11 protein-coding genes are annotated in these 13,994 nt (G+C 65.4%); 1 reads left to right on the top strand and 10 read right to left on the bottom strand.

The window, feature by feature from the left end:
• Nucleotides 1-128: 128 nt before the first annotated feature.
• Together ABWO17_RS05815 and ABWO17_RS05820 are read right to left on the bottom strand one after the other, a co-directional pair.
• Complete coding sequence (locus ABWO17_RS05815) at nucleotides 129-3,833, bottom strand: pyruvate carboxylase (protein ID WP_353116609.1); 3,705 nt, start codon at nucleotides 3,831-3,833, stop codon at nucleotides 129-131.
• 85 nt (nucleotides 3,834-3,918) lie between these two features.
• Complete coding sequence (locus ABWO17_RS05820) at nucleotides 3,919-5,031, bottom strand: biotin--[acetyl-CoA-carboxylase] ligase (RefSeq protein ID WP_353116610.1); 1,113 nt, start codon at nucleotides 5,029-5,031, stop codon at nucleotides 3,919-3,921.
• Nucleotides 5,032-5,148: 117 nt separating this feature from the next.
• On the opposite strand from ABWO17_RS05820, the gene ABWO17_RS05825 reads away from it, so the two are divergent.
• The gene (locus tag ABWO17_RS05825) at nucleotides 5,149-6,573 is read left to right on the top strand and encodes an HD domain-containing protein (RefSeq protein ID WP_353116611.1); all 1,425 of its coding nucleotides are present in this window, start codon (nucleotides 5,149-5,151) and stop codon (nucleotides 6,571-6,573) included.
• A 250-nt stretch (nucleotides 6,574-6,823) separates the two neighbouring features.
• On the opposite strand, the gene ABWO17_RS05830 is transcribed toward ABWO17_RS05825, so the two are convergent.
• The 8 genes from ABWO17_RS05830 to rpoN form a co-directional block, all read right to left on the bottom strand.
• On the bottom strand, nucleotides 6,824-7,744 hold the full coding sequence (locus ABWO17_RS05830; protein WP_353116612.1) for a manganese-dependent inorganic pyrophosphatase: 921 nt from the start codon (nucleotides 7,742-7,744) through the stop codon (nucleotides 6,824-6,826).
• A gap of 153 nt (nucleotides 7,745-7,897) precedes the next feature.
• On the bottom strand, nucleotides 7,898-8,593 hold the full coding sequence (locus ABWO17_RS05835) for a PTS sugar transporter subunit IIC (RefSeq protein WP_353116655.1): 696 nt from the start codon (nucleotides 8,591-8,593) through the stop codon (nucleotides 7,898-7,900).
• Between the two features lie 4 nt (nucleotides 8,594-8,597).
• The gene (locus ABWO17_RS05840; RefSeq protein ID WP_353116613.1) at nucleotides 8,598-9,062 is read right to left on the bottom strand and encodes a PTS sugar transporter subunit IIB; all 465 of its coding nucleotides are present in this window, start codon (nucleotides 9,060-9,062) and stop codon (nucleotides 8,598-8,600) included.
• A 4-nt stretch (nucleotides 9,063-9,066) separates the two neighbouring features.
• A complete protein-coding gene (locus ABWO17_RS05845; RefSeq protein ID WP_353116614.1) occupies nucleotides 9,067-9,585 on the bottom strand; it encodes a PTS sugar transporter subunit IIA in 519 nt (172 codons plus the stop codon).
• Between the two features lie 342 nt (nucleotides 9,586-9,927).
• Complete coding sequence (gene rapZ, locus ABWO17_RS05850) at nucleotides 9,928-10,809, bottom strand: RNase adapter RapZ (RefSeq protein ID WP_353116656.1); 882 nt, start codon at nucleotides 10,807-10,809, stop codon at nucleotides 9,928-9,930.
• A gap of 280 nt (nucleotides 10,810-11,089) precedes the next feature.
• On the bottom strand, nucleotides 11,090-11,539 hold the full coding sequence (locus ABWO17_RS05855; RefSeq protein ID WP_353116615.1) for a PTS sugar transporter subunit IIA: 450 nt from the start codon (nucleotides 11,537-11,539) through the stop codon (nucleotides 11,090-11,092).
• 9 nt (nucleotides 11,540-11,548) lie between these two features.
• Nucleotides 11,549-12,103 (bottom strand): ribosome hibernation-promoting factor, HPF/YfiA family, encoded by a 555-nt coding sequence (gene hpf, locus ABWO17_RS05860; protein WP_353116616.1) that lies wholly within the window; start codon nucleotides 12,101-12,103, stop codon nucleotides 11,549-11,551.
• A 121-nt stretch (nucleotides 12,104-12,224) separates the two neighbouring features.
• Nucleotides 12,225-13,658 (bottom strand): RNA polymerase factor sigma-54, encoded by a 1,434-nt coding sequence (gene rpoN / locus ABWO17_RS05865; protein WP_353116617.1) that lies wholly within the window; start codon nucleotides 13,656-13,658, stop codon nucleotides 12,225-12,227.
• Nucleotides 13,659-13,994 lie beyond the last annotated feature (336 nt).

A 13,994-nucleotide genomic window follows, 5' to 3' on the forward strand; every position in this document is an offset into this window, starting at 1 on the left:
CCTTATGGGGGGTTCTCGCATCGTCGCCCGCAGCCCGTGCAAGCCGGGCCGGGCGGTGCCTGGTACAGCCGAAAGATGTTTCCGCGCGCGGCCCGCAGGGGTGCCGGGGCCGCGCGCGGAGTGTCTGATTACGGATTGAGCGGTTCGCCGCAGTACGGGCAGAAGTCGATGCCTTCCATGGTGATGGGCCGCGAGCACCCCGCGTTGGGGCAGGTGCGCGGGATGGGCCCAAGCTCCACGATCAGCTCGCCCTCGCGGACGGGCATCATCTGCTTGCTTTCGCGGTAGTCGGCGGTCTTCAGCACGCGCTTGACCATGCCGGCAACCGGGGCCAGCACAGCCTTTTCCTGCTTCATGATGGAGATGTTGAACAGCTCCTCGCCCTGCTTCACCACGTCGCCGGGGTGCACGTACATCACCCACAGGTCGCCGTTGCTGGGCGCGGCCACGTGCATGGGGTTGGACGGATCGGCCTTTTCCGAGCCCTTGCCGTCGGCAATGGCAGCCTTGGCCACCTGCACCTCGCAGCTCATGAACTCGGAATCGAGCACGTAGCGCACCACGCTCATGCCCGCCTCGTTGGGGCGAGAGATGCTGAGCAGCGAGAGATGGTGCGGCTTGCCGTTGGAATCGACGAAGTTCAGGTCCTCGCCGGGGGCCACGCCCTCGAACCACACATCCAGCGGCAGGTTGTTGGGGTTGCCGAAGCGGGCCCGCAACTGGATGGTCTTGATGGCATCGCCGGGGTGGTTCAGGTACAGGACGAACTCTTCTTCCGTGGGCTTGCGGCGCATGATGTCGACGTAGCCGCGCTCTTCCGCCGCCATGTCCACGTCGGTCAGCGAATCAAGGGGCGATGCCTCGGTGCGCGAGGCGATGGCCTTCTTCCATTCGTTGCCGAAGGCGCTTTCGTACACCCAGTCCGCCGGAAAGCCGAGGGGCAGCTTGCCGAAGCGGCCCAGCAGCAGGTTGCGGAAGGCGTCGTTGCAATCCTGGTAGATGGACAGGCGGGCCTTGCGCATTTCTGCGGTCAGGTCGGCCTCGTTGTGCCGGGCCACGTGGTCCAGCACTTCCAGCAGGTAGCGCACTTCTTCTTCGCCACCGCGCTTGTAGGCGTTGGTCACGGCCAGGAAGGCGGTGTTCCAGGTCACCTGCGAGCCGGGCGTCACGTCGTGGTAGCGCACGATCTTGCGGGTACCCGCCAGGAACTTGAGCATGTACGGCAGAAGGTGGATGTACCCCTGCTTCATGGCCCCTTCCTGCGACGACGAGGTGGCCCCGCCGGGCATGGCGTGCTCGACCACGTCGTGGTCGATGCCCTGGAAGTACGGCGCGCAGTAACGGTCGTAGTACGGCATGATCTGCTTGAGCACGAAGTTGCAGTCGCGGATCATGTTCTTGTTCAGATTGGTCGCGAGGCCAAGCTCGTCCTCGATGTAGGCGGCCGTGGCCAGCACGTCGCCCTGCCCGTACGAGCGCACGGAGGCGCCAAGGGCCACGTCCACGATATGCGCGCCCGCCTTGGCGGCGGCACCCACCGAAGGCACGAACAGGCCGTCGGTGTAATGGCGGTGGTAGTGCAGCACCAGCGAGGGCCAGCGCTTGCGCAGGGCAGAGACCAGGGCGGTCATGAACCGGGGCGGGCACATGCCCGCCATGTCCTTGAGGCCGAGGATGATCATCTTCGCGGCCTGGTCGGGACCGACCCCGGCCACGCTGCCCACCATGCGCATCACTTCCTCGGTGACGCCAAGGTAGTGGTCCACGTCGAAGCCCTTGGCCCACGAAAGCGACAGTGCCGGTTCGAAGACCACGTCGGTGCGGTTCAGCGCAACTTCGGCGAAGGGCCGCATGTTCTCGATGTGGTTCAGGAAGTCGAAGCAGCGGATGATGTGGTGGGTATCGCACACCATCTCGCCGGTCATGCGCATGAGGTTCTTCGGCTGCGGCTTGTACCCCAGCACGTTGGTGGAGCGGATCAGGATCTGCTTCAGCGTCTTGGGCGCGAAGCGGTTCCATTCCTTCGCTTCCGAGAAGGGGTAGGTCATGTTGGCCATGAGCGCCACGTGGAAGTGGGCGCCGCCGCCGTTCTCGATGGAGAAGAACCCGCAGTTGTCGAGGTACGGTCCGATCAGCGCGTCTTCCGCCAGGCGGAAGCGGTTGCCGCTGTTCGACTGGGTCATGTCGCGGGGGGTGGTGTCGGTGAAGTGCACGTGGCCCGCATCGCGCAGGTAGTCGAGCAGCGCGGTGCGGTCGCCGGTGGGATACGGCGAGGGCGCGCGGCGCACGGCACCGGGGATGGGCGGCAGCACCGGCTCGAAGCGGGGCATGCGCGGGGTTTCGCGGGTGCGGTATTCACCCAGCTGCACGTAGGGGTTGTAGCCCTTGGCCGAAACCTCGGCCACCAGCCGGGCCAGGCGTTCCGCCTCGGGGGCGAGGTCGGAGTAGCACATCAGTTCCGGCGTGTTGGCGATGAAGTTGGTGTCCAGGTCGCCCGCGCGGAACTTGGGGTGCTTCAGCACCTGCTTGTAGAACGGGATGGTGGTCTTGATGCCGCCGATGACGTACTCGCCAAGGCAGCGCTCCATGATCCCGAGCACCTTTTCCCAGCCCTGCCCGTAGGCGATGAGCAGGGAACCCGCCGAGTCGTAGTTGGACGGAAACTCGTAGCCCGCGCACATGTTCGAGTCCAGGCGCACGCCGGGGCCGCCGGGCGACACGTAGCGGCTGACCAGGCCCGAGTTGGGGGCGAAATGGTTCTGCGGGTCTTCGCAGTTGATGCGCACCTGCATGGCCACGTGCTGCGGCGTGGTGTTTTCCTGGGTGAAACGCAGCTTGGCGCCGAAGGCCACGGCGATCTGCTCTTCCACCAGGTCGATGCCGTACCGGCATTCGGTGATGCCGTGCTCCACCTGGAGGCGGGTGTTCACCTCGATCAGGTACGGCGTGCCGTCGGCGGTGACCAGGAATTCCACGGTGCACAGCGAATGGTAGCCCACCTCGCGCACCAGCATGCGCGAGTATTCCTTCAGCCGTTCGCGCAGTTCCGGGGTGATGCCCGACCACGGCGACGGCGTGATCTCGATGAGCTTCTGGTGGTTGCGCTGCACGGTACAGTCGCGTTCGTCAAAGGCGAACACGTTGCCGTACATGTCGGCGATGACCTGTATTTCGATGTGGCGCACCGAGGGCAGGTACTTTTCCACGTACAGGCGCGGGTTGCCGAACGAGGCCTGGGCCATGGTGGACGCCTTCATGAAGGCGTCGGAAAGTTCTTCCGCGCGGTGGATGGCGAAGATGCCCCGGCCCCCGCCCCCGCCTTCAGCCTTCAGCATGACCGGCAGGCCGATCTCGTCGATGATGGTGCGCGCGGTGGGAATGTCCACGGCTCCTTCGGAACCGGGAACAACGGGGATGTCGAGCTTCTTCGCCAGCTTGCGGACCTGCACCTTGTTGCCCAGCAGGTTCATGGCCTCTGCGGTGGACCCGATGAAGGTCAGCCCGGCGGCCTTGCATTTGGCGGGGAAGCGTTCGTCTTCGGAAGCGAAGCCCCATCCGGGATGGATGGCGACCATGTCGCGCTGTTTGGCCAGCGCGATGATGTGGTCGATGTCCAGATACGCTCTGGGGTCGGAACCCAGCAGCAGGAGCTCCTGCGCTGCGGAGGCGGCCGGAGAGGTCTTGTCGATGTCGGTGGCGGTCATCACGGCCACGGCATCGAAGCGTTCACGGATGGAACGGCAGATACGGCGGGCCGGGATGCCCCGGTTGGCCACCAGAATCGCCTTGCCCCTCACCTCTTCCAACACCTGCTCGAAGGTCTTGATGCCCATCTAATCCTCGGTATCCTGGCTGTCCGGCCCGCAACGGGCGACCGGAATTGACGTGCGCGCATGCGCGGGGCGCATGGAATACGGATCACGAAGGTATGGGCGTGATGCTGCCGGAGCGGAGTATGTGTTCCCTGCCCGAAATGACAATCCGCAGGCCCCCCTGCGGTTCGAGTCCAAGAATCCTGCCCGGACAGTCACCCACTTCGCCACCGTGAACCACAACCCCACGGCCTACCCAGGCAAGATGCTTTTCCGCGCACGATACGAAATCGGCCCCACCGGCGCGTAGAACTTGCGCTTCATAGCAGAAACGTGAATCTTCCACAAGATGGCGCCACAGCGTCAGCGGCGTGGCGGAAATGTCGCAACCGGCAAGACTGGCGGCAGGCACCGCCCAGCCCTGGCGCAGGGCCTGGGGCGGCGGCGCCGACACCACGTTGATGCCGATGCCCGCCAGCACCACCCCGCGTTTTTCCTCCAGCAGCATGCCGCCCACCTTGGCATCGCCCAGCAACAGGTCGTTGGGCCACTTGAGCCGTACGGGCACGCCCAGTGCGTTGAAGGCTTCCGCGAACAGGCAGCCCAGGGCGATGGACGCCGTCTCGGTTGCGAACACCCCGGCGGCGGGCAGGCGCAGGGCCGCGTAGATGTTGCCGGGCGGCGATTCCCACGGGCGGCGCAACTGGCCACGCCCGGCCCGTTGCGATACGGCCAGCACGGTCCCCCATTCCGGCAGGGCCCCGGCGGCGGCCAGGGCATGGGCCACGTCCAGACTGGAGGTGCACGGCCCGCACACTATGACCGGCGGGGAGACGGCCCCGGCGGGAGAAGGCACTGGTGCGGCACCGGGCTGCCGGGGGGCGTCGTGGTCCGCGACAGCGCGGGGTTCCGGCGATGCGGAGGATTCGGTTGCTGCCAGTGCGCCGGGCCGCGCCGCCAGCATGGACACGCCGCCCATGGTCACCGGGTCAAAATGGTTGCAGGCGGCCAGGTCTTCGCCCCAGCCGGGCAGGCCAGGCAGGGTTTCGGGCGGCAACGGGTCGGCCATCCATTGCGGCTCGGCATCCGATGTGTTGGCCGATGCCCAGCCGGACGACGGCACGGCCAGTCCCTCGTGCAACAAATGCGCAACGGGCGCGCCCTCCCCCATCGTGCAGGCGGAAATTTCGCAAACGTTGCTGCCGTTGCAGGGAACCATGGCGCCTCCTGGGCACATCAGGCGAAGGGTGGAGTGCGGGTCCGGGGGTGTCGCGGGCTTGCCATTTGCAGCCCTGGACGCATTTTCGCCGGAAAGGAAATGGGGTAGGCTGCCCCCATGAAGACGTATCTCGTGGGCGGAGCCGTGCGCGACCTGCTGCTGGGCAGAACGATACACGACCACGACGTGGCCTTCGAAGGCGACGCGGTGTGTTTTGTACGGCAGAACCCCGGTGCCCGCAAGGTTGGCCGCGACGTGGACGTGTACCTTCTGGACGGCGTGGAACACATGCCCCTGCGCGGCACGCTGGACGAAGACCTGGCCGCCCGCGATTTCACCTTCAATGCCCTGGCGCTGACCGAATCAGGCATGGTGCACGCCCACCCCCAGGCGCTGGGCGACCTTGCGGACCGCGTGCTGCGCCCGGCATCGCCCACGTCGCTGGCCGACAGCCCGGTGCGGGCCTTTCGCGCCGCGCGTTTCGCCGCGCAATTTCCAGACTTTACGGTGCATGCGGACACACTGGCCCAGATGCGCGCCGTGGCCGCCAGCGGCATGCTGGCCGCCCTGCCCGCCGAGCAGGTATGCCGCGAAACCCTGAAGGCGCTGGCCGCGCCCTGCCCCGGTCGCTACCTGAAGGTGCTGCACGCGGGCGGCTGCCTGTCGCCGTGGTTCGCCGAACTGGCCGGGGCCAATGCGGTTCCGGCCGGGCCCCCGCGCTACCACGCCGGATCGGTGCTGGACCACGTGGCGCGGGTCATGGACATGGCCGCCGTGCTGACCGGGCATGCATCCCGGACCGGGAATGACGCGCCATTGCCATCCCCGGCGGATTCCTCCACGGGGAACGGCACGGGCACGCATTCCCGCCCCACGGTGCCGCAACCGGAACTGGTGACATGGATGGCCCTGTGCCATGACCTCGGCAAGGCGACAACGGCGGCGGACGTGTTGCCGCACCATTACGGCCACGAGGATCGCGGCGCGCCACTGGCGCGGGCGCTGGGCACCCGCCTGGCCATGCCCACCCGGTACATCGAGGCGGGCGACGCGGCTGCCCGGCTGCACATGCGCCTGGCCCGGCATGCGGAACTGCGCCCCGGCACGCGCGTGGATCTGCTGCTGGAGTTGCACACGCGCGCATTGCTGCCCGCCATGCGGCTGCTGGTGCTGGCCGACGGCACCGGCAAGGGCATGGGCACCGGCCCCGACTGCGCGCTGCGGCAGCCGGAGAATGCATCCCCGGCTGCACGCGGGCGCGCGGCTGCCGTTTCCGCGTCGGAATCACCGTCCGCCCCGGGCGCTGATGATCCCCTCGCCCCGTACGAGCCGCCCCGCATTCCGGAGGTCTGCCTGAACCGACTGGAGATGCTGCGCCAGCGCACCGAGGCCGAACTTGCCGTGCTGCTGGCCGTGAAGCTGCCGCCGGAACTGCGCAACAAGGGTGCCGCCTCTGGCGCGCGCCTGCGTGAACTGCGCAGCATGGCCCTTGCCCGGTTTGATGAGCGAACCGGCAGCGTGGCCGACGAACCGGCGCCTTGACCAGCGAACAAGACTGATTGCCTGCCCCGGCGGCGGGTGCCCTTCCCTGTCGCACAGGACGCTGCCGCATCCGCCCGCAATGGCCCGGAAGCACCCCGCCTGCCCGTCATTCCTGTATGTGGCCTGCATGTCGGGCCTGCATGGCAGGCAAGGATCGGGACTATCGCCCCTCTCCCACCCCGCAAACGCAAAAGGCCCGGCGACATATGCCGCCGGGCCCCAATATGCGTCGGTTGGACGAGCGCTTCGATTAGCCCTTGAAGGCCTTTTCGAAGTTGGGCACGACCTGCTTCTTGCGGCTCATCACGCCGTCAAGCCACACCGACTTGCCTTCGGGCTTCACGCCGAAGGCCTTTTCGACCATGGAGGCGTCGTCCGAAACGATCAGCATTTCGGAACCTTCCTTCATGATGTCGGTCAGCAGCAGGAACACCGAGTGACGGCCTTCGCCCTTCACCTTGGTGATTTCTTCGTACAGACCGGCCTTCACGGGCTCGAGGATGGACAGGTCCACCACTTCCAGCTGGCCGATGCCGACCTTCTTGCCGCCCATGTCGAAGTCCTTGTAGTCGCGGAAGACCAGGTCCTTCATGGACGCGCCTTCAACGGCAGACTTCACCTTGAACATTTCCATGCCCAGGGCCATCACGTCGGCCACGCCCGCGATCTTGGCAAGGGCTTCGACGGCCTTCTTGTCTTCGGGGGTGCAGGTGACGGACTTGAACATGACGGTGTCGGACAGGATGGCGCACAGCAGGCCGCCGGCGATGGCCTTGGGCACCTCGATGCCGTAGTAGTCGTACATCGCCTTGATGACGGTACAGGAACAGCCCACCGGCCACACCCACATTTCCAGCGGGTTGGAGGTGGTCACGTCGCCCAGCTTGTGGTGGTCGACCACGCCGAGCAGTTCGGCGTCGGACAGGTCGGCGGGCAGCTGCGCACGCTCGGTGGTGTCGACCAGGATGACCTTCTGGCCAGCCACGGAGGTCACCACTTCGGGGGCCTTCAGGCCGAACTTGCCGAGGACGAAGTCGGTTTCAGGGGTGCAGGCGCCCTGCGCGACGGGCTTGGCTTCGATGCCGCGCTTGGTCATCAGGTCGGCAACGCCGATGGCGGCGATGATGGAGTCGGTATCGGGGTTCATGTGACCAAGGACAAGAGCTGCCATGTCGGTTTTCCTCCGTTGCATGTGGCATTGGGGTTTGGTGCTGCGAGTAGCTCGCATGCTGCTGCGAAATTGTTTGTGCCAAATAGCACAAACATTCCCGGCTGCCAAGTACCCCCGGCACCCGCACGGTCAATTTCCGGTGACGAATGCGAATCAGATGAACGAAGCTGCCGACGCGGCCAGCAAGGCCAGCGCGAAGGCCACATAGGCCCGGCGCAGGCGCAGCGCCAGCATGCCGCCCATGGCGCCCACGAACCACACATGGCCCCAGGCTATGCCGGGAACAGCCGGAAGGTGCCCGATATAGTTGGACATGAGTTCGATAGTTCCCACAAGCACAAGCAGGCACACGCAAAACAGGCCAAGGTTCAGCGCGAACAGCTCGCCCAGCGAACGCACCATGATGCGCCACAGGGGCGAATCGCCCTTGCCGGGGTGCTCGGCCACCCTGCCCCAGTGCAGAAGGTCGGTGTACTGCTGGTTGCGCCAGCGGCGGTGCAGGTATTCCACGTGCGCACCGGCAAGGGCGGCGGGCAGCGCGAGCAGCATGGGAATGGCAAGCTGACCGGCGGATTCAAGGCCGAAGTGCCCGGCCACGCTCAGGGCCAGCAGCAGCGAAATGATGGAGTTGGGGGGGATGTAGGTACCGGCGGGAAACAGGTCGAGCCAGAACAGCTCGAGAAAGATGGCGATGTGCATGGAAAGCCCCCACTCGCCGGTCATGACGGCCCACAAGAAGCCGATGGCGAGCGGGCGTTCCAGAAAGCCCAGATTCAGCGCGAAACGCAGCAGCGAAAAAACGGCAAAAAAAAAGCGATGGGCAGCGCCAGGGTGAGCACGGGCAGGAATTCCGTCATGACCACCCCTTTATCTGCACCGGGTCGTTGGGTACGCAGCGAAAATCCAGGGACACGGAGTGGCGGCTGAAGAAACGCAGGCAGGCCTCGTCGTCGTCGGAAACGGAAACATGGGCGCACAGCTGCTTTTTGCCGGGGGTGTAGTGCAGGTTGCCGACGTTCAGGGTGCCCATGCCCACTCCGGTATCGAAGGCGCGGCGGGCGTCTGCGCACGTGGCGAAGAGCACGAGCGTGTCGTGCCCGTCGTCGGTGCGCCCGGTACAGTACTGGGCCAGGGCGTCCACCCGGACGAAGTGCACCTCTACCCGACCGGGGATGGCCAGTGAAACGATCTGCTGTTGCAGGTCGTCGGCGGCCAGCGCGTCGTTGGCCACCAGAAGGCGTCGTGCCCCGGTGTAGGGCAGCCACGCCTCGATGATCTGGCCGTGCACCAGGCGGTTGTCGATGCGGAACCAGAGCATGGCCCTACCCGTTCTTGACCCGGCTGCGCAGCAGTTCGCCTGCCGCCACGATACCCTTGGTGCCGGCGTCACGCGCATCGCGCGAGAGAGCGGCCAGGTCGCCATCCCGCCCGGCGAACACCTTGAGCAGCATGGGCAGGTTGACGCCGGTCAGCACTTCCACGTTGCCCTTGCCCAGCAGGGCCAGGCTGAGGTTGGTGGGGGTGCCGCCGAACATGTCGGTAAGGATCATCACCCCGCGCCCGGTATCCAGACGCTTCACCGCCTCGTTCAGGCGTTTCACCGTCTCATCCACTTCCAGCGAGACGTCCACGCTGATGGAGGCGCAATCCTGCACCGGGCCAAGGATGAATTCGGCGGCGCGCAGCAGCGCCGCGCCGTAGTCGGCGTGGGTCACCAGAATCACGCCGATGCGCGGTTCTGCGGCGGCCTGCCCGTCTCCGGGTTGGCCGACCTTGCTCGGGCCGCCCTGGCCTTGGCCCTTGCGGGGCTGCCCTGCTTGATGCTGTTCGGTGGTGGACATGCTGTTGCGTTCAGGCCGTGCCTGATGTGGTTGGGGCAAGGTGAGGACGGCATGCCGTCCGGCGAAGCCCGTGGCAGCGCCCTGTCAACATGACGCGGGCCGGATACGGGCGGATATGGCTCCCACGGGCGACCATAGGCCATCACGGGCAGCCACGGCAGAACCGTCAGAATCGTCAGAATCGGGCGAACCCGCCACGAAAAACCGGTGGCGGTGCCACTTCGATGACCACACCGGCACCGGATACCAGGCAGACTGACCTTATGCGAACCGATGCGACCCTACTCGACCCGATGAGCCCCGCTGAGCCTGAACGCGGCTGATGCCCTCCGGTCCGGTCGGTCAGCCCAGTTCCATGTGGCGGTGCTCCATGGATACGGCATAATCAGATTTTTTCAAGGCACGAAGCAGGGCCTCTGCCACCGAGACAGAGCGGTGCCGCCCCCCGGTGCACCCGATGGCGATGGTCAGGCGGTATCGCCCTTCCGCCTCGTACTGGGGCAGCAGAAAGTGCAAAAAGTCCAGAAGTTTCGCCAGAAAGACATCGCCGTGGCCCGCTTCCAGCACGTATTTGGCCACCGGCTCGTCCAGGCCGGACAAGGGGCGCAAATCGGGCACGAAATAGGGGTTGGGCAGAAAGCGCAGGTCGAACACCAGGTCCGCGTCGGCGGGCACGCCGTACTTGAACCCGAAGGTGACGACGTTGATGCGCAGCGAGCGGATGCGTCCCTGGATGGAACTCCACTTCTTCTGGATGACCCGGCGCAGGTCGTGGATGGAATAGCTGGAGGTGTCCACCACGAAGTCGGCGGTTTCGCGCACCGGGGCAAGGCGCAGCCGCTCCTGATCAAGGGCCTGTTCCAGCCCCATGCCTTCGCTTTCCAGCGGGTGCGGGCGGCGGGTGGTGGCATAGCGCCGGTTTAGTACTGCGGGGTTGGCCTCTATGAACACCACGGCCGGGCGCACGCCCATGCCCTGCAAGCGTTCCAGGGTTTTTTCCAGATTGCGGACGAAGTTGCTTTCGCGCAGGTCCATGCCCAGCACCAACCCCTGATAGTGGGCCAGCGCCTCCCGGTTCAGGATGGTGACCATCTGCGGGGCAAGGGATGCGGGCAGGCCGTCCACCGTGAAGTAGCGCAGGTCTTCCAGCACGTTGAGTACCGTGCTCTTGCCCGCGCCGGACAACCCGGTGACGATGATGACGGGAAAGTTGGCGGTGACCACGGGGCTTCCCGCATCCGCAGCCTTGACGGGGGTGCCGGACGCGGCGCCGGAGGCTGTACCAGGTACGGCGACAGACGCCGCCGGAGCGGGGGGCGTATCGGACGGCGTGGCCTTTGTGGGCATGGCGGACTCCTCGGACGGCCCGTGCCGGGTGCCGTTTCAGGGGCGCGATGGGTGCGCGACAACTGCGAGTGGGAGGTGCGCGGTACGGTCAGGCAGTGGGGCGGTGGCCCCGCCCTGCTCCGTCGCTCCGGACCTGCCGCGCGTCAGGTGGTGCGCGTCACGTCGTACGCATGAGGGCCGTGAAGGCCTCGCCGTCCTGCGCGTCGATCATGGCGCGGCGGAACTGCGGATCCTTCAGCAGGCGGGAGATGTGGGCCAGGATGCGCAAATGCATGCCCGCCACCTGTTCCGGTGCCAGTACCAGGAAAAAGAGGTGACAGGGTTTCATGTCCAGCGCGTCGAAGTCGATGCCCGGCACGCTGCGCCCCACGGCCACCACGATGTCGTTGATGTTCACCAGCTTGCCGTGGGGTATGGCCACCCCGTCGCCGATGCCGGTGGTGCCCAGCGACTCGCGGTCCTGCAACACGCCCAGCGCAACGGCGGCATCCACTTCGGGATGCCGCCGCACCACGGCCTGCACGAGTTCCGCCAGCACCTCTTTCTTGGTGCTGGCGGAGAGCTCGGACAGGATCAGATCATCTTGAAGATACTCCGAAAGCCTCATGTATGGTGCCTAGACGACCGGATCGATAAGGCCGAAATCGCCGTTGCGACGCCGGTAGATGATGTTGACGCGTTCCACTTCGGCGTTCAGGAACACCAGGAACTCGTTGTCGCCCTGGTCAAGCTGCATGGCTGCCTCGTCCACGTGCATGGGCTTGGGGGCGAAGTGGTCGGTACCGGTGATGGTTCGCTCCTCGCCTTCGCCCACGGTGCCGAAGGTGAACACGTCAATGCCCTTGCCCAGCTTGCCCAACTTGTCGGACTGGACGGAACGGCGGCGGTCCTTCAGCTTTTCCATCTGCTTGCGCAGCTGGGATTCCAGCTTTTCCAGCACCAGGTCGATGGTGGCGTACATGTCTTCGGACTGTTCGACGGCGGAGAAGGTAAAGCCGTCGCCAGCCATCTGCACTTCCGCCTTGTGACGGAACTTGTCGACGGAAAGGTTCACCTGCATTTCCAGGGCGGATTTGCCGACGAACCGGCCAAGCTTTTCAAGACGACGGCGGGCGTACTTCTTCAGGTGGTCGGAGGGTTCGAAATTCTTGAAGGTGAAGGCGATGTTCATACGCTCCTCCTGTGGTGAGAGGGGGAAAGCGGCGCGCGGCACGCACGCTGGGTGCGGTTGCCGGGTGCGCCGCAGAAGACGGATGCCGCCACGCGCATGGTCTGGCGCGGGCCTCGGACCGTCAGAACAGCTCCTTCCGCTTGGAAGAGGAGGGAATGTCCATGGCAGTACGATACTTCGCAACGGTCCGGCGGGCAATATTGACTTTGAGCTGTTCCTTCAAAATTTCGCCGATGCGCTCGTCGCTCAGGGGGTCGTGCGGGTCTTCGCCGCTGATCAGCTTCTTGATCAGGGCCTTGACGCTTTCGGAACCCACCTGGCTGCCGTCGTCCAGATCCAGCGCGCTGTTGAAGAAAAACTTCAACTCCATGATGCCGTGCGGTGTGGCCACGTACTTGCTGGTGGTGATGCGGCTGACGGTGGATTCGTGCATGCCGATGTCGTCGGCGATATCCTTGAGGATGAGCGGTTTCAGGCGCGAAACCCCGTCCTCGAAAAAGCCGCGCTGATACTTCACGATGGATTCCACAACCTTGTACAGCGTGCGTTGGCGCTGGTACAGGCTCTTGATGAGCCACGAGGCAGAGCGCATCTTTTCCTGGAAATATTCGCGTTCGCCCGCGGATGCGGCCGCTGCGGCGGACCGCTCGTACATGGTGCTCAGTTGCAGGTGCGGCAGGCCGTCCTCGTTGAGCATGATGATGAAATCGTCGTCGTACTTGTAGACGTACACGTCGGGGCTGACGAACTGGGGGTCGCCGCCGCCGTAGCTGGCGCCGGGCATGGGGTCCAGGGTCTGGATGAGGTCCAGGTACTCCTTCAGGTCCTCCATGGTCAGGCGGAACTTGCGCAAGAGCGGCTTGTAGCGGCGCTTTTCCAGATCTTCCAGGTGGTCGCGCACCAGTTCCACAAGCACCCTGTCGCGCGTGTAGCCCAGCATCTCGATCTGCACCAGCAGGCATTCCTGCGCCGTGCGCGCGGACACTCCCACGGGGTCGAAGCGCTGCACGGCATGCAGCACGGGCTCCACCTCGGCTGGGGCCACGCCCGCCATTTCGGCGATGTCGTCCACCGTGGCATGCAGGTAGCCCGAGGAAGCGATGTTGCCGATGATCACCTCGCCGATGTCCTTCTGGCGCTCGGTAAGCGAGGACAGGCGCAACTGCCACATCAGGTGCCCTTCAAGCGAGGGCTTGGCGGCGTAGCGGGCCTCGAACGAGGTCATCTCCTCGGGCATTTCCGATTCGCGCACCGTGGACTGGCGGCTGGTGCTGGCAAAGTCGCCCAGGTAATCTTCCCAGTCGGCATCGCGTGCGATTTCGCGGTCGTAGGCAACGTCGGCAGCTGCGGTGGCGGCTTCGCGCGGGTCGGGCACCTCGACCTGGGGCGCCTCGTCCTGGGCTTCCTCCAGAAACGGGTTTTCCAGCATCTCCTGCTGCACCGTCTCGACAAGCTCCAGTCGCGAAAGCTGCAACAGCCGGATGGCCTGTTGCAGTTGCGGCGTCATCACCAGCTGCTGGGTGAGCTTGAGCTGTTGCCTGAGTTCCAATGCCATGCGTGGGCAACCCCTATGACCCTGCGTCGAGACCGTATGGCCCTGCGCCGGGATCCTGTAACCTTGCGTTGAGGCCGAACGAGATGACGACGCGACGAGGTGCGCGACGGCAAGCAAGAAACGGCCCACTGTGGAAATGTGTTCCCTTCCCCAAGAGGTTAGGGAAACCATGCCATAGAAGCAAGAAGTATGCAACCGCTGTCGCCAACACGTCGCAAACCATCGGCGGCCCCTTGCGCCCCCTGTCCGCAATCGCCTGTCGAAGGCGCTGCCTCCAACGGACACGGCGCCCCCGCAAATGCGGAAGGCGCCGTGAACATGGAAGGGGTGGCCCCT

Source organism: Nitratidesulfovibrio sp., assembly GCF_040373385.1.
Lineage (GTDB): Bacteria > Desulfobacterota > Desulfovibrionia > Desulfovibrionales > Desulfovibrionaceae > Cupidesulfovibrio.